Annotated in this window: 11 protein-coding genes; 6 read left to right on the top strand and 5 right to left on the bottom strand. The window is 67.0% G+C overall.

What is annotated here, in order from left to right; genetic code table 11:
- Window positions 1-67: 67 nt before the first annotated feature.
- Entirely contained in the window at window positions 68-3,625 is a 3,558-nt protein-coding gene (gene dnaE, locus AB4879_RS05280) for a DNA polymerase III subunit alpha (RefSeq protein ID WP_370506743.1), read from the top strand.
- Window positions 3,626-3,634: 9 nt separating this feature from the next.
- Here the strand turns inward: dnaE and AB4879_RS05275 are convergent, their stop codons facing one another.
- Together AB4879_RS05275 and AB4879_RS05270 are read right to left on the bottom strand one after the other, a co-directional pair.
- On the bottom strand, window positions 3,635-4,441 hold the full coding sequence (locus tag AB4879_RS05275) for a transglutaminase family protein (protein WP_370506742.1): 807 nt from the start codon (window positions 4,439-4,441) through the stop codon (window positions 3,635-3,637).
- Window positions 4,442-4,513: 72 nt separating this feature from the next.
- A complete protein-coding gene (locus AB4879_RS05270) occupies window positions 4,514-4,957 on the bottom strand; it encodes a PPOX class F420-dependent oxidoreductase (RefSeq protein ID WP_370506741.1) in 444 nt (147 codons plus the stop codon).
- A 57-nt stretch (window positions 4,958-5,014) separates the two neighbouring features.
- Here AB4879_RS05270 and AB4879_RS05265 point away from each other — a divergent pair, with 57 nt between their 5' ends.
- Window positions 5,015-5,413 (top strand): MerR family transcriptional regulator, encoded by a 399-nt coding sequence (locus tag AB4879_RS05265; protein WP_370506740.1) that lies wholly within the window; start codon window positions 5,015-5,017, stop codon window positions 5,411-5,413.
- A complete protein-coding gene (locus tag AB4879_RS05260) occupies window positions 5,403-5,816 on the top strand; it encodes an SRPBCC family protein (protein WP_102807702.1) in 414 nt (137 codons plus the stop codon). The genes AB4879_RS05265 and AB4879_RS05260 overlap by 11 nt, the downstream gene beginning before the upstream one ends.
- Here the strand turns inward: AB4879_RS05260 and AB4879_RS05255 are convergent.
- From AB4879_RS05255 to AB4879_RS05245, 3 genes are all read right to left on the bottom strand, one after another.
- Window positions 5,813-6,004: a hypothetical protein gene (locus AB4879_RS05255; protein WP_370506739.1), complete on the bottom strand. Its 192-nt coding sequence runs from the start codon at window positions 6,002-6,004 to the stop codon at window positions 5,813-5,815. The two genes, AB4879_RS05260 and AB4879_RS05255, sit on opposite strands and share 4 nt — an antisense overlap.
- A 35-nt stretch (window positions 6,005-6,039) precedes the next feature.
- Entirely contained in the window at window positions 6,040-7,602 is a 1,563-nt protein-coding gene (locus tag AB4879_RS05250; RefSeq protein ID WP_370506738.1) for an MFS transporter, read from the bottom strand.
- Between the two features lie 73 nt (window positions 7,603-7,675).
- Entirely contained in the window at window positions 7,676-8,287 is a 612-nt protein-coding gene (locus AB4879_RS05245; RefSeq protein ID WP_370506737.1) for a TetR/AcrR family transcriptional regulator, read from the bottom strand.
- A gap of 100 nt (window positions 8,288-8,387) precedes the next feature.
- Here AB4879_RS05245 and AB4879_RS05240 point away from each other — a divergent pair, with 100 nt between their 5' ends.
- From AB4879_RS05240 to nirB, 3 genes are all read left to right on the top strand, one after another.
- Entirely contained in the window at window positions 8,388-12,188 is a 3,801-nt protein-coding gene (locus AB4879_RS05240) for a molybdopterin-dependent oxidoreductase (RefSeq protein WP_370506736.1), read from the top strand.
- Window positions 12,189-12,283: 95 nt separating this feature from the next.
- Entirely contained in the window at window positions 12,284-13,738 is a 1,455-nt protein-coding gene (locus tag AB4879_RS05235; RefSeq protein ID WP_370506735.1) for an MFS transporter, read from the top strand.
- On the top strand, window positions 13,735-16,257 hold the full coding sequence (gene nirB / locus AB4879_RS05230) for a nitrite reductase large subunit NirB (protein ID WP_370506734.1): 2,523 nt from the start codon (window positions 13,735-13,737) through the stop codon (window positions 16,255-16,257). The genes AB4879_RS05235 and nirB overlap by 4 nt, the downstream gene beginning before the upstream one ends.
- Window positions 16,258-16,273 lie beyond the last annotated feature (16 nt).

Genomic DNA, 16,273 nt, shown 5'->3' with positions numbered 1-16,273 from the left:
ACGAGCCGCCAGACACGTACGCGACACGCCGAAGGCTGTCGGTCCGCGGCCCTAGACTGACGGGCCTATGGGTACTGGAACGTCAGCCGGCTCTTTTGTGCACCTGCACAACCACACCGAGTACTCGATGCTCGACGGTGCGGCGAAGATCACCCCCATGCTCGCCGAGGCGCAGCGCCTCGAGATGCCGGCCATCGGCATGACCGACCACGGAAACATGTTCGGGGCCAGCGAGTTCTACAACGCGGCCACCAAGGTCGGCATCAAGCCGATCATCGGTGTCGAGGCCTACATTGCGCCCGCTTCCCGATTTGATACCCGCCGCATCCTGTGGGGAGATCCCGGCCAGAAGAGTGACGACGTGTCGGGCAGCGGCTCCTACACGCACATGACGATGGTCGCCGAGAACGCCACCGGTCTGCGCAATCTGTTCAAGCTGTCGACGCTCGCCTCGTTCGAGGGTCAGCTCGGCAAGTGGTCCCGGATGGATGCCGAGATCATCGCCGAGCACGCTGCGGGGATCATCGCCACCACCGGTTGCCCGTCGGGTGAGGTGCAGACCCGGCTGCGGCTGGGCCACGAGAAGGAGGCCCTGGAGGCCGCCGCCAAGTGGCGGGAGATCTTCGGGCCGGAGAACTACTTCCTGGAGCTGATGGACCACGGGCTCTCGATCGAGCGCCGGGTCCGCGAGGGCCTGCTGGACGTCGGCCGCAAGCTCGGGATTCCGGCCTTGGCGACCAACGACTGCCACTACGTCACCCGCGACGCGTCACACAACCACGAGGCGCTGCTGTGCATCCAGACCGGCAAGACGCTGTCGGACCCCAACCGGTTCAAGTTCGACGGCGACGGTTACTTCCTCAAGTCGGCGGCGGAGATGCGCGCGCTGTGGGACGCGGAGGTTCCCGAGGCCTGCGATTCGACGCTGCTGATCGCCGAGCGGGTGCAGTCCTACGCCGACGTGTGGGCGCCCACCGACCGGATGCCGATCTTCCCGGTGCCGGACGGCCATGACCAGGGCAGCTGGTTGCGTCACGAGGTCGCGGCCGGTCTGCGGCGGCGTTTTCCGGACGCGGTGCCGCCGGAGTACACCGAGCGGGCCAGCTACGAGATCGACGTCATCTGTGGCAAGGGTTTCCCGTCGTACTTCCTGATCGTGGCCGACCTGATCAACTACGCGAAGTCGATCGACATCCGGGTCGGGCCGGGCCGTGGTTCGGCGGCCGGTTCGCTGGTGGCCTACGCGCTGGGCATCACCAATATCGACCCGATCCCGCACGGGCTGCTGTTCGAGCGATTCCTCAACCCGGAGCGCCCGTCGGCACCTGATATCGATATCGACTTCGACGATCGTCGCCGCGGTGAGATGGTGCGCTATGCCGCCGAGAAGTGGGGTAGTGACCGGGTCGCCCAGGTCATCACGTTCGGCACCATCAAAACCAAGGCGGCGCTGAAGGATTCGGCCCGGGTCCACTACGGCCAGCCGGGCTTCGCGATCGCCGACCGGATCACCAAGGCGCTGCCGCCGCCGATCATGGCCAAGGACATCTCGGTGGCGGGGATCACCGACCCGAACCACGAGCGGTACAAGGAGGCCGCCGAGGTCCGGGCCTTGATCGACACCGATCCCGACGTGCGCACCATCTACGAGACGGCGCGTGGCCTGGAGGGTCTGGTCCGCAACGCCGGGGTGCACGCGTGCGCGGTGATCATGAGCTCGCAGCCGCTGATCGAGGCGATCCCGCTGTGGAAGCGGCCGCAGGACGGCGCGATCATCACCGGCTGGGACTACCCGTCGTGTGAGGCCATCGGCCTGCTGAAGATGGACTTCCTCGGCCTGCGGAACCTGACGATCATCGGCGACTGCATCGAGAACATCAAAGCCAACCGCGGTATCGACGTGGACCTGGAATCGCTTCCGCTGGACGATCCCAAGGCCTACGAACTGTTGGGCAAGGGCGACACCCTGGGGGTGTTCCAGCTCGACGGTGGGCCGATGCGGGACCTGCTGCGGCGTATGCAGCCCACCGAGTTCAACGACATCGTCGCCGTGCTGGCGCTGTATCGCCCCGGCCCGATGGGCATGAACGCCCACAACGACTACGCCGACCGCAAGAACAACCGGCAGGCGATCAAGCCGATCCACCCGGAGCTCGAAGAGCCGCTCAAGGAGATCCTGTCCGAGACGTACGGTCTGATCGTCTACCAAGAGCAGATCATGTTCATCGCGCAGAAGGTCGCCTCCTACTCGATGGGTAAGGCCGATGCGCTGCGAAAGGCCATGGGCAAGAAGAAGCTCGAGGTGCTCGAGGCGGAGTATCAGGGCTTCAAGGAGGGGATGACCGCCAACGGGTTCTCCGAGAAGGCGGTGAAAGCGCTGTGGGACACCATCCTTCCGTTCGCCGGGTACGCGTTCAACAAATCGCATGCCGCCGGCTATGGATTGGTGTCCTACTGGACCGCCTACCTCAAGGCCAATTTCCCGGCCGAGTACATGGCCGGGCTGCTCACCTCCGTCGGTGACGACAAGGACAAGGCGGCGGTCTACCTCGCCGACTGCCGCCGGCTGGGCATCACGGTCCTGCCGCCCGACGTCAACGAGTCGGTGCAGAACTTCGCCTCGGTGGAGGACGACATCCGGTTCGGGCTCGGCGCGATCCGCAACGTCGGCGCCAATGTTGTCAGCTCGCTCATCGCGACCAGGACCGCCAAGGGTAAGTTCACCGACTTCTCCGACTACCTGAACAAGATCGACATCGCGGCCTGCAACAAGAAGGTCACCGAATCCCTGATCAAGGCCGGGGCTTTCGATTCGCTGAAGCATCCGCGCAAGGGCTTGTTCCTGGTGCACACCGATGCCGTCGACTCGGTGCTGGGCACCAAGAAAGCGGAAGCGATCGGACAGTTCGATCTGTTCGGTGGGGGAGACGGTGACGGCGCCGACAGCGGCGACTCGGCGTTCACCATCCGCGTGCCCGACGAGGAGTGGGACGACAAGCACAAACTGGCCCTCGAGCGGGAGATGCTCGGGCTGTACGTTTCCGGGCATCCGCTCAACGGGGTGGCGCACCTGCTGAACGCCCAGGTCGATACTCAGATCCCGGCCATCCTCGGCGGCGACGTCGCCAACGACACGCAGGTTCGGGTCGGCGGCATTCTGGCCGGTGTCAACCGGCGGGTCAACAAAAACGGAATGCCCTGGGCCTCAGCGCAGTTGGAGGATCTCACCGGTGGCATCGAGGTGATGTTCTTCCCGCAGACCTACTCGCTGTTCGGTGCCGAGATCGCCGACGACGCGGTGGTGCTCGTCGGCGGCAAGGTGCGCATCCAGGATGACCGGATCTCGTTGATCGCCAACGAGCTTGTGGTACCGGACTTCTCGGGCGCACAGGCGAATCGGCCCCTTGCGGTGAGCCTGCCCACCAGGCAGTGCACGATGGACAAGGTCAGCGCACTCAAGCAGGTACTGGCTCGCCACCCGGGTACCGCACAGGTGCACCTGCGGTTGATCAGTGGCGACCGGATCACCACGCTGGAACTCGACCAGTCGCTGCGGGTGACGCCGTCGTCGGCGCTGATGGGCGATCTCAAGGCCCTGCTGGGGCCGGGCTGCCTCGGCGGCTAGGCCCACCGATCAGTTCAAGGCCACCAGGTCGTGCACCGAGTCGAGCGGCAACATGCCGTCGACGACCGCGGTGACCTCCATGCTGTTGAGCGTGATCGCGCCGTTGTGGTTGTCCAGAAACGCGGTGTCCGCGGCATCGCGGCCGGTGGAGATCCGCACCATCGATTGACGTGGCGCCAGGCAGGTTGCGTCGACGACCTGCCAGGCGCCGTCGACGAACGCCTCGGCGACGGCGTGAAAGTCCATCGGGTCACAGCCCGGCGCATAGACCGCGACCAGTCGCGCCGGGACGTTCACCGCGCGCAGCAGCGCGATCACCAGATGTGCGTAATCGCGGCAGACACCGGCGCCCGCGAGCAGGGTGTCCGCGGCGCCGTCGGTCGGATCACTGGATCCAGGAACGTAATCCAGCCGTGTCCCCACCCACGAGGACACCTTCTCCAGCACCGTGACGGAGTTCGCGTACTGGCCGAATTCGGTGGCGGCGTAGCCGAAGAACTTGTCGGCTTCGGCGTAGCGACTCGGCCGCAGGTAGGTCGAGAGATCGATATCGCGCACGGGTGGCGGATCGGTCCGCCCCTCGATGGTGGCCCGATAGGAGGCGGTCACCGAACCCTCCCCGGCATCGAAGCGGTGAATGCGGGTGCCGTGGTCGCCGATGATCTCGTCAGGACTGATGAGTTTTCCGTTGACGCGGTATTCCAGCGATTCGGTGAGGCGTGCCCCGGGAACCGGGGCGACCGCGATCTGGAACTCCAAAGTCGTTGGCGCAGTGATTGTCACGTCGATCTCGGCACCCACGTCGCGTTTGAGCACTTGCGCGCACCACCTTCGCTTGCGACCGTGTGCCGCTGACTTTCCACCCTAACGGCCCGCGATGGTTGTCGCTCAGCGGAGGCGGCCGGCCAGCTCGACCCGCACGATCGCGCTGCCCGGCCAGACGGTTCGGGTGCGGACCCGCTGCCACTTCTCCCGCCACGGCAGACCGGCGTCGACGTTGTTGACGCCGGGCAGCGGTAACAGCGGGACGAGGTTGTATTGCCAGCCGTAGCGCGCGTGCAGCTGCCGGTTGGCCCGGTCTGCCTCGGCGCCCGACAGCAGGCTCGCGCGCCCGTCGTACGCGGGAGCGGAGTCGGGCACGCGGCCCTTGTAGTCGCACACGCGCAGCTGCACCCGCGGGTCGTTGACGATCCGCGTGGTCTTGGGTCCCACCTTGGTGCGGAACACCAGGGTGGAGCCGTCGAGGTGGAACCAGATGGGGGTGTCGACTCCGCTGCCGTCCCGGCGGTAGGTCCGCAGCCGGGCGTAGCGGCTGGCGCGCAAGGTATCCATGGCAGCCAGTAAAGGACTTAGAGTTGGCTCCAAGTCAAGCAGTCGGGGAAGGTGCCCATGACCACTGCGCTCACGATCGGCGACGTCGCTCGCCGCACCGACGTCGCGGCGACCACGCTGCGCTACTACGAGAGGATCGGGCTGCTGCCCGTGCCGTCGCGTGCCGGCGGGCAGCGCCGCTACGACGGCACGGTGCTGACCAGGCTCGAGGTCATCGGGCTGTGCAAGGCCGCAGGGTTCAGCCTCGACGAGATCGCGGTGTTGCTGCAGGACGAGGCGCCCGGGCGCCCGGCCAGCCGCGCACTGGCCGAGGCGAAGCTGGCCGATATCGACGCGCAGCTGGCGACGCTGGCACGGGCTCGCGGCATCATCGAGTGGGCGATGGCCTGCACCTGTCCGTCGATCGACACCTGCACGTGCGGGATTCACTGCAACGGGGAAAACCATGACCGATGACACCGCGAACGAGTCCCGGCACATCAGCGCCTGGATCAACAGGTCGGCGCTCGACGTCTACCGCTACGCGTCCGATCCGGCTCACCTGCCGCAGTGGGCAGCCGGCCTCGCGACGAGCGAGCTGACCCGGGTCGGCGACACCTGGGTTGCGCAGTCACCGATGGGGGAGATCACGATCGAGTTCACCCCGGCCAACGATCTCGGCGTGCTCGACCATGTGGTGAATCTGCCGTCGGGTGAGCCGGTGTTCAATCCGTTGCGCGTGGTGCCCGCCGGCGACCAGTGGTGCGAGGTGGTGTTCACGTTGCGGCGCAGGCCGGAGATGTCGGACGACGACTACGCCGCCGATGCGGCTGCGGTGTCGGCCGACCTGGCGACCCTGAAACGGGTCCTGGAGCGTTAGCGCCTGCGGCGCAGCCCGAACACCAGCCACACCGCGGTCGAGGTGCCGGCGGCCAGCAGCACAGCGGGGGCAGCGCTCATCGTGACGACCCCGACGACGGCAAAGACGATCAGGCCGAGCACCAGCGCGACGAGCTTGTAGCGCGGCCACGGAACGCCCGCGATCTGCACCAGATCCATGCTCGTCATGGCTCGACTATACCGCGTTTTCGGTCACCCGAAACCTAAGATTCGGCAACCGTCGTTTTCGGGTGTGCCGGCAGCACTGCCAGCACGAATACCGCTCCGGCCAGGCAGACCCCGGCGGCGGTGAGACACCCGGCCTGCAGGCCGGCGAGGAACGCAGTGTCAACTGCGCCCCGTACCGCGCCGGCGAACGGCGCCGGCGCCTGGCCCGCGACCGCGAGCCCCTGGGCCAACCCTTCACGCGCGGTCGACTGCGCGGCCGGCGGCAGTGCGCTCACCGTCGGGCTGTCGGCCAGGTGCCGGATGTAGAGGGTGGAGAAGATGCTGCCGATGACTGCGACCCCGAGGGTGCCGCCGATCTGGCGGGTGGCGTCGTTGACCGCCGACCCCGCGCCGGCCTGTTCGGGCCGCACCACCCCCATGATCGAGTCGGTGGCCGGTGCGGTGGTCAACCCCAGCCCGCCGCCCAGGAGCACCATCTGAACGGCCATCGTCGGGTAGGTGATTGCGAGGTCACTCGCGGCAATCCACCCGAATGCGGCCGCCAGCAGTAGAAGGCCCACGAAGACAACGAGTTTGGTGCCGATCCGCGTCACCGCCAACCGGGTGCCGAGGATCGAGCCGACGGCGATGGACAGGGCGACGGGAAGGATGCGGACGCCGGTTTCCAGCGGGCTGTTGCCCTGCACCAGCTGCATGAACTGGGTGATCAGGAAGATGAAACCGAACAGGGCGAAGAACGCGACGGTCACCGCGCCGCTGGCGGCACTGAATCGCAGATTGGCGAACAGGCTGATGTCGATCAGGGGATCGGATTGGCGGCGTTCCCACCAGGCGAAGCCCACCGCGGTGATCAGCGCGACGGCGAATCCTGCCAGCGTGGGCGCGCTGGTCCACCCGCGGTCGGGCGCCTCGATGATCGTGTAGACCACAGCGCCGAGCATGACGACCGACAGCACGAGCCCGCCGCGATCCAGCCGATGCTGCCTGCCGGGCGCGGAGGCCGGGATGACGATCGGGGCGGCCAGTGCGGCGGCCACCGCGATCGGTGCCAGCGCGAGAAACAAGCTGCCCCACCAGAACACCTCGAGCAGGGCGCCGCCCAGGATCGGCCCGATGGCAACGCCCAGTCCCGTCACCGCACCCCAGATTCCGATCGCCGCCGCTCGGTGCCGGGGATCGCGGAAGGTGTCGGTGATGATGGCCAGCGTCGTCGGGTAGATCAGCGCCGAGGCCACGCCCATGACCAGCCGCATGCCGATCAGCGGTCCGGTCGACGTGCACAGGGCGGCGCCGATGCTGCCCGCGGCGAACAGGGTCAGGCCGGCGATCAGGGTGCCCCGCCTGCCGAACCGGTCACCGATGGTTCCGCCGGCCAGAACCAGCGCCGCGAAGGCCAGGTTGTAGGCGTCGACGATCCATTGCAGCGCCCGGGTGGAGGCGCCGAGGGCCGAATTCAGCGTTGGCAGAGCAACATTGACGATGGTTGTCTCGACGTTGATGGCCAAGGCGGCGACCAGCACGACGGCGAGGATCGCCACCGGCCGGGCTCGACGCGGGGCGCCGGTCAGGGCCGCGGAGGTCGAAGTGTCGATGGCCATGGGCGCGCCCCTTTATGTTGACGGCGATAACATCTCGGAGCATGCCAGGCGAAGTTAACGCTGTCAACATTGGCTAGCGCAGGCTGTCGCCGATCGCGTCGAGCAAGCGTTCGGTGATCAGGTGTTGGCGCTCGGTTCCCGCCATGCCGAGCGGGCCGTCCAGGAACAACGTCGCAGCACCGTGGACCGCCGCCCACGCTGCCTCGTCGAATCCGTCCCGTCGGGTCGACGCGAGCATGCCCGCGGCCACCAGGTCGTCGACGCAGCCGCGCAGGATCTGGAACGGATGTAGCCCGGCCGGCACCGTCTCTTCGCTGGGTTCGGTGCCGTCCGGGGCGAACGCGGTGCGAAACAGCCCCGGTTCGGTCACGGCGAAGTCGATGTACGCCTCGCCGGTGGCACGGAACCGGGCCAACGCGCGGTCGGTGGCCGGACCGTCGTCGGCGACGTGGTCGATCGCCTCGACCATCGCTGCACCGAGCCGAGCCATCACGGTCGCTTTCACTGCCGCCAGCAGCGCCCGTCGATCGGCATAGTGCCGATAGGCGGCCGAGTTGCTCACCCCGGCCAGGCGCTGGACGTCGCGCAGTACCACGGCGTCCGGCCCACCCGCCCGGGCCAGTTCGACGCCGTGGTCGAGCAGAGCCTGTCGCAGGTTGCCGTGGTGGTAAGAGGCGGTTGCCATGTTGACAAGTGTTACATCGCCCGGCGAGTTCTCACACTAGCGTCGCCGACGATGTGAGCGCGGTTTATCGTCGCGATAACGCGCCTCGGCGCCGCCCGTAATGTCCGCCCGGCACTGTTGCGCCGTGGATTCCGGGAGAGGCTGCGCCGACCACATCCGTACTGCCTGCTCATATTGCGGCGTCGGATGTGGCATCGAGGTACGCACCACACCCGGTCCAGGAGGTCCGGTCATCGCCAGTGTTGTCGGTGACCGGCTTCACCCCACCAACTCGGGTCGCCTGTGCACGAAAGGCGCCACGCACGCCGAATTGATGGGAAGCACGGACGGCCGCGCGATGAGTGCCCTGATCCGGCCCGCCCGTGGTGAGGAATTCGAAGCCGCCTCCGTCGATGATGCCGTCGCAACCGTCGGCGCCCGACTGGCGGACATCGTGGCGCGCCACGGCCCGGACTCGATCGCCCTCTATGTTTCCGGTCAGATGTCGCTCGAGGCGCAGTATCTCGCCACCAAACTGGCCAAGGGCTTCATCCGCACAGTCAACATCGAGTCCAATTCGCGCTTGTGCATGGCCAGTGCCGCGACAGGCTACAAGCAGTCACTCGGAGCCGACGGGCCGCCCGGCTCCTACACCGACATCGACTGTGCCGATCTGTTTTTCGTCATCGGCGCCAATATGGCCGACTGCCATCCGATTCTGTTCCTCCGGATGGCCGATCGGCTGCGGGCCGGGGCCAAGCTGATCGTGGTCGACCCGCGGCGCACCGCCACCGCGGACAAGGCCGACCTGTTCCTTCAGATCCAGCCCGGCACCGACCTCGCCTTGCTCAACGGGTTGCTACACCTGCTGGTGGAATCCGGCGCCATCGACCGGCATTTCATCGCCGCACACACCGAGGGCTGGGCGGCGATGCCCGAATTCCTGGCCGACTATCCACCGAACAGGGTTGCCGAGCTCACCGGCCTGTCCGAAGCCGACATCCACTGTGCGGCAACGATGATCGCTCAAGCCGGCGCGTGGATGTCACTGTGGACCATGGGGCTCAACCAGAGCACCCACGGAACAGCGAACACGAACGCGATCTGCAACCTGCATCTGGCCACCGGCGCGATCTGCCGCCCCGGCAGCGGTCCGCTGTCACTGACCGGTCAGCCCAACGCGATGGGCGGCCGCGAAATGGGCTATATGGGGCCGGGATTGCCCGGTCAGCGCTCGGTGGCCTCCGCCGAGGACAGGTCATTCGTCGAGGCGATGTGGGGTCTCGAACCCGCGACGATCCGCGCCGAGGTGAACCGGGGGACCATCGACATGTTCGAGCGGATGGCCGCCGGTGACATCAAGGCCTGCTGGATCATCTGCACCAACCCGGTGGCCAGCGTCCCCAACCGCGCCGCCGTGATCGACGGTCTGCGGGCCGCCGAACTCGTCGTCACCCAGGATGCCTACGCCGACACCGCGACCAACCGCTACGCCGACGTGGTGCTGCCCGCAGCGCTGTGGGCCGAGTCCGACGCCGTGATGGTCAACTCCGAACGCAACCTCACCCTTGTCCGGCAATGTGTTTCGCCGGTAGGCCAGGCCAGGCCCGACTGGCAGCTGATCTGCCAGGTCGCCGCCGCGATGGGATTCGGTGCGCACTTCGCCTACCAGTCCAGTGAACAGATCTTCGACGAGATCCGCGGCTTCGCCAATCACCAGACCGGCTATGACATCCGGGGCGTCAGCTATGAGCGACTGCGGGCAACGCCGGTGCAATGGCCGAGCCCGCCCGGCGACACCGACGACCGGCACCCGATCCGCTACCTCGCCGACGGAGTGCTGACCTTCCCCACCCCGACCGGCCGCGCCGTCTTCCACACCCGGCCGCACCTGGAACCGCACGAATGCCCCGACGATGCATTTCCGTTGCTGCTCAACACCGGCCGCCTGCCGCACCAGTGGCACACCATGACCAAGACCGGCCGGGTGGCCACGCTCAGCCGTCTCGACAACGGGCCCTTCGTCGAGGTCCATCCCGCCGACGCCGCCGCTCTCGACATTCTCGACGGCCAGCCCGTGGAGGTGTCGTCGAGGCGCGGCCGTGCGGTACTTCCCGCCGTCGTCACCGACCGGGTACGGCCGGGGAACTGCTTCGCGCCGTTCCACTGGAACGACGAACACGGCGACGATGTCACGGTCAACGCGGTGACCACCGATGCAGTCGATCCGCAGTCGTTGCAGCCGGAACTGAAGGTGTGCGCGGTACGCCTGCAGCCGGTTGGTGCGCCCCCGGTTCAGGCGCAGCCCGACCGAACGCGACTGGCGGGCACCGGACCGGTGGTGCTGTGGGCCTCGCAGACCGGCAACGCCGAGGACCTCGCCACCCGGCTGGTGGATGAGTGTGCGGCACAGGGCATTGAGGCCGAACTGGCGGCCATGGCCGACGTCGACCCGGGACGGCTGGCCGGCGTCCGGAAGGTATTCGTCGTGACGAGCACGTTCGGTGACGGCGGCCCACCGGACAACGGTGCAGATTTCTGGGACCGACTCGGCGCGCCGGATGTGCCCGATTTGGACGGGCTGGAATTCGCCGTCCTGGGCATCGGTGACCGCTCCTACGCCCAGTTCTGCGGACACGCTCGTGCGCTGGACGCCCGGCTGGCCGAACTCGGTGGCCGCCGACTTCTGGCCCGCTGCGATACCGAGATCCACGACGACGACACCGTCGGCGCCTGGATTCGGCGCATTGTCACGCTCATCAATCCTGCTGCGGTGCAGTCCATCCCGACAGTCTCCGCGCCGAAGCGGTTCACCCGGCCCAATCCCATCCATGCGAAGCTCAGCCGCAACCTCCGGCTCACGCCCCGTTCGGCGGCCAAAGAGGTTCGGGAATTCGGCTTCGACATCTCCGAGCACGACGTCGGCTACTCGGTCGGCGACTCACTGGGAGTGCTGCCCATCAACGATGACGACGACGTGGCGGAATGGCTGTCCGTCACCGGCTTGTCCGGTGACGACGTCGTCGAGGTCGACGGGGCGCAGTGCTCACTGCGCGAGGCGCTGACCACCAGCTACGACATCTGCCGGCTGACGCCGAACCTGGTGACATTCCTCGCCGACACCGCCACCGACAAGGCGGTGGCCAAGCACCTGCGGTCCGCGCTCGCCGATCTGGAGTCATGGCGCTTGGGACGCAACGGAATCGACGCCATCCGCGCGTTCGGACCACGGGCTGACGCGCGGCAGTGGCAGGACGCGCTGGTGCGGTTGACACCGCGGTTCTACTCGATCTCGTCGAGCCCGCTCATCAGCCCGCACGAGGTGCAGCTGACGGTGTCGGTGGTGCGCTACGCCGGACCGGACGGCGCTCGGCGCGGGGGAGTGTGTTCGACCTACCTTGCCGACCGGGCGGCTGACACGGCCACTCCGATCTTCCTGCAGCGCTCACCGCATTTCCGCCCGCCGCAGGACCGTTGCGCCCCGATCGTGATGATCGGTGCCGGCACCGGCATCGCGCCGTTCCGCGGGTTCCTGCAGGAGCGCCGGGCGCTCGGCCACACCGGGCGCAACTGGTTGTTCTTCGGCGATCAGCACCGGGCCGAGAACTTCTATTACCGTGACGATCTCACCGAGATGGTCTCCGACGGTTTTCTCAGCAGGCTCGACCTCGCGTTCTCGCGTGACCAGGCCAAGCGAATCTACGTGCAGAACAGGATGATTGACAACGGGGCGCTGCTGTGGGGTTGGCTACAGGACGGGGCGCACCTGTACGTGTGCGGTGACGCCAACGGCATGGCCACCGGCGTGGACGCGGCGCTGAGCACGATCATCGCCACCCACGGCCGCCTGGATGCCGAAGCGGCCCACGATTACAAGCGTGAACTCGTAGCCACCAAGCGCTATCTGCGCGACGTGTACTGACCTCACCGCGGCGCCGCCGGGAAAGTGAGCGAGTTGTGACATCCGGATCACCGCGCAGGTGCGAAGGCGCAACAAAGAATTCCTACCGTGAGGGCATGCAGAATTCCTCCACTCGCAGTGGCTACGACATCGACGACTGGGACGCCGAAGACGTCGAGGCCTGGAATGACGGCGGCTCGAAAATCGCACGCCGCAACCTGATTTGGTCGATCTTCGCCGAACATGTCGGATTCTCGGTGTGGTCGATCTGGTCGGTGATGGTGTTGTTCATGCCGCAGAACGTCTACCACATCGATGCGGCAGGCAAGTTTTTCCTGGTGGCGGTGCCCACACTGGTGGGTGCGGTCCTGCGGATCCCCTATACGTTCGCCACCGCCCACTTCGGGGGTCGTAACTGGACGATCTTCTCGGCCCTGGCGCTGCTGATCCCGACGGCGCTGACGCTGTATTTCATGGCGCACCCGGGCACGTCGTACACCACGTTCCTGGTGGTGGCCGCCTTCGCCGGGCTGGGTGGCGGCAACTTCGCCTCCTCGATGACGAACATCAACGCCTTCTACCCACAGCGATACAAGGGCTGGGCGCTCGGCCTCAACGCCGGCGGTGGCAACATCGGTGTTGCCGTCATCCAGCTCGTCGGGCTGCTGGTCATCGCGACCGTCGGCAATCGATCGCCACATCTGGTCTGCGCCACCTACCTGGTGTTGATCGCAGCGGCGGCGGTCGGCGCATCGTTTTTCATGAACAACCTGACCAACCAACGCAGCGACGCCCGATCGCTGATAGATGTTCTGGCGCATCGTGATTCGTGGCTGATCTCACTGCTCTACATCGGCACATTCGGATCGTTCATCGGATTCGGCTTCGCGTTCGGCCAGGTGCTGCAGATCAACTTCCTGGCCGGACTGGCGCACGGCGGCCCCGTCACCCCGGCGATGACCGCGCAGGCCTCCCTGCACGCTGCCCAGATTGCTTTCATCGGACCGGTTCTCGGCTCCCTGTCGCGCCCACTGGGCGGCTGGTTGTCGGATCGCTTCGGCGGTGGCAAGGTCACGCTGTACACGTTCTACGCCATGATCGCGGCCGCCGGCTGGTTGGTCGCCGCCGGTGAGATCGACGACGCGGCCCCGGGACCCGCAACCGGTGCCACGATGGCCGCGTTCATCGCGGGATTCATCGCGCTGTTCATCCTGTCCGGCATGGGAAACGGCTCGGTCTACAAGATGATCCCGTCGATCTTCGAGGCCAAGTCCCGTGGCATGCACCAGCTCGGTGCACCGGAACGCAGTGCGTGGTCACTGCGGATGTCGGGTGCGCTGATCGGGATCGCCGGCGCGATCGGAGGTCTCGGAGGGGTCGGAGTCAACATCGCTCTGCGGGCGTCCTACCTGTCCCCGGCGAAATCCGCCACCATGGCCTTCTGGGTGTTCCTCGGCTTCTACATCCTGTGCGCCGTGATCACCTGGGTGGCCTACGTGCGGAGGCCAAAGACGGCCGGCGTCCTCGGAACCGACACCCCCGCGGTCAGCAGCGCCGCCGCCGCCGCATGACCGCCCCCGGCCGGACCGTCGTGGTCATCGGGCACGGTATGGTCGGCCACCGGTTCGTCGAGGCACTGCGCGATCGCGACCGCGACGGAAGCTGGCAGGTGGTGGTGCTCTGTGAGGAGCCGACCGCGGCCTACGACCGGGTCGGGTTGTCCTCCTACATCGACGGCTGGGACCGCGCCAGCTTGGCGCTGTCCGGAAATGACTACGCCGGAGACACATTGGTCGATCTGCGGGTCGGGGAACCTGCCGCCGCGATCGACCGGGACGCCCGCGAGGTCGTCACCTCGACGGGGGAGCGGATCGGCTACGACGCGGTGGTGTTGGCCACCGGCTCGTATCCCTTCGTGCCGCCCATTCCCGGCAGCGATTTGGACCGGTGCTTCGTCTACCGGACGCTCGAAGACCTCGATGCGATCCGCACGGCCGCATCGGCGACCCTGCCCGGGGCGACCGGCATCGTCGTCGGCGGCGGCCTGCTGGGGCTGGAAGCGGCCAACGCGCTGCGCATGTTGGGGCTGACTCCGCATGTGCTGGAACGGTCCCCGCGGCTGATGCCCATCCAGGTCGACGACGGTGGCGGGGCACTCCTGAACCGGCTGATCACCGACCTCGGCATCGTCGTGCACACCGACGTGGCGTCCACCGACATCGTCGACACCGGTGACGGCATCACGGTGTCACTGTCCAACGGCGAACAGCTCGACGCCGCGGTGCTGGTCTTCTCTGCCGGCGTGCGCCCACGTGACGAGTTGGCCCGGGATTGTGGTCTGCCGATCGCCGAGCGTGGCGGAGTGCTGACCGACATCAGTTGCGCCACCGGCGATCCCCGGGTGTACGCCATCGGTGAGGTGGCCGCGGTCGACGGCCGCTGTTACGGCCTGGTCGCGCCCGGCTACACGATGGCCGAGGTGGTGGCCGACCGGCTGGTCGGCGGTACCGCCGAGTTCCCGGGTGCCGATCTGTCCACCAAGCTCAAGCTGCTCGGCGTCGACGTCGCGAGCTTCGGTGACGCGCATGCCAGCACACCGGGCGCGCTGGAGGTCGTCCTCAACGATGCCGTCAACCAGACCTACGCCAAACTCGTTGTCTCCGATGATGTGTCGACCCTGCTGGGTGGCATCCTGGTCGGCGACGCGAGCGCCTACTCAACGCTGCGCCCGTTGGTGGGCCGTCCGCTTCCGGCCGACCCGGCGACGTTGATCTCGCCGGCCGGAGCCGAGGTCGGGGTCGGCGCGCTGCCCGACGACGCGCAGATCTGCTCGTGCAACGCGGTGTCCAAACACAGCATCTGCGGCGCCATCGCGGACGGCGCCCATGACGTGCCGGCGATCAAATGCGCGACCGCCGCCGGAACGTCCTGCGGCAGTTGTATTCCGATGCTCAAGCGGCTCCTCGAATCGCAGGGCGTGGCGATGTCGAAGGCGCTGTGCGAACACTTCGCGCAGTCCCGCGCGGAGCTGTTCCAAATCGTCGCATCGACCGGTATCCGAACCTTCTCGGCGCTGATCGCCGGGTATGGGACCGGTACCGGCTGTGACATCTGCAAGCCGGTGGTCGCGTCGATCCTGGCATCCACGTCGTCGGATCACATCCTCGACGACGAGACGGCCGCATTGCAGGACACCAACGACCATTTCCTGGCCAACATTCAGCGCAACGGCACGTACTCGGTGGTGCCGCGGCTGCCCGGCGGTGAGGTCACACCCGAGCAGCTGATGGTGATCGCCCAGGTGGCACAGGATTTCGGCCTGTACACCAAGATCACCGGCGGGCAGCGTATCGACCTGTTCGGTGCCCGCGTCGAGCAGCTGCCGCAGATCTGGAAGCGGTTGGTCGACGCGGGGATGGAATCCGGGCACGCGTACGGCAAATCGCTGCGCACGGTGAAGAGCTGCGTCGGGTCGTCCTGGTGCCGCTACGGCGTTCAGGACTCGGTCGCGATGGCCGTCGCGCTCGAATTGCGGTATCGGGGGCTGCGTTCGCCGCACAAGATCAAGATGGGCGTGTCGGGCTGCCAACGCGAATGCGCTGAGGCCCGCGGCAAGGACGTCGGGGTGATCGCCACCGAGAAGGGGTGGAACCTCTATGTCGGTGGCAATGGCGGCGCCAACCCCAAGCACGCGCAGCTACTGGCCGGTGACCTCGATTCCGATTCCCTGGTCCGCTACATCGACCGATACCTGATGTTCTACATCCGTACCGCAGACCGCTTGCAGCGCACCGCGGTGTGGCAGGAGACCATCGACGGTGGGCTCGATCACATCCGGGACGTGGTGTGTGCGGATTCGTTGGGGATCGCCGCGGACCTCGACGACGCGATGGGGCGCCACGTTGATGGCTACTCCGATGAATGGGCGGGCGTGTTGAACGACCAGGACAAACTGGCTCGCTTCGTGTCGTTCGTCAACGCCCCCGACGAGGCGGACCCGACGGTCGCGTTCGACGAGAGCGGCCCGCGCAAAGTGCCGTTGCTGCTCGGTATGCCCGGCAGCGTCAACGCGGCGGAAAGCCGCGCGTAACAGCGGCGAAACACGA

Origin of the sequence: Mycobacterium sp. SA01, from assembly GCF_041287105.1 — a bacterium.
Lineage (GTDB): Bacteria > Actinomycetota > Actinomycetes > Mycobacteriales > Mycobacteriaceae > Mycobacterium.
Note: the sequence above shows the minus strand (reverse complement) of the source record. Positions and strands in the feature narration are given on the sequence as shown.

Bases quoted from the DNA above. Each gene is read 5' to 3' on its own strand.
- AB4879_RS05240 (WP_370506736.1), top strand. From the start codon at position 8,388: ATGTCCGCCCGGCACTGTTGCGCCGTGGATTCCGGGAGAGGCTGCGCC.
- AB4879_RS05235 (WP_370506735.1), top strand. From the start codon at position 12,284: ATGCAGAATTCCTCCACTCGCAGTGGCTACGACATCGACGACTGGGAC.
- dnaE (WP_370506743.1), top strand. From the start codon at position 68: ATGGGTACTGGAACGTCAGCCGGCTCTTTTGTGCACCTGCACAACCAC.
- AB4879_RS05255 (WP_370506739.1), bottom strand. From the start codon at position 6,004: ATGACGAGCATGGATCTGGTGCAGATCGCGGGCGTTCCGTGGCCGCGC.
- AB4879_RS05245 (WP_370506737.1), bottom strand. From the start codon at position 8,287: ATGGCAACCGCCTCTTACCACCACGGCAACCTGCGACAGGCTCTGCTC.
- AB4879_RS05265 (WP_370506740.1), top strand. From the start codon at position 5,015: ATGACCACTGCGCTCACGATCGGCGACGTCGCTCGCCGCACCGACGTC.
- AB4879_RS05260 (WP_102807702.1), top strand. From the start codon at position 5,403: ATGACCGATGACACCGCGAACGAGTCCCGGCACATCAGCGCCTGGATC.
- AB4879_RS05250 (WP_370506738.1), bottom strand. From the start codon at position 7,602: ATGGCCATCGACACTTCGACCTCCGCGGCCCTGACCGGCGCCCCGCGT.
- AB4879_RS05270 (WP_370506741.1), bottom strand. From the start codon at position 4,957: ATGGATACCTTGCGCGCCAGCCGCTACGCCCGGCTGCGGACCTACCGC.
- nirB (WP_370506734.1), top strand. From the start codon at position 13,735: ATGACCGCCCCCGGCCGGACCGTCGTGGTCATCGGGCACGGTATGGTC.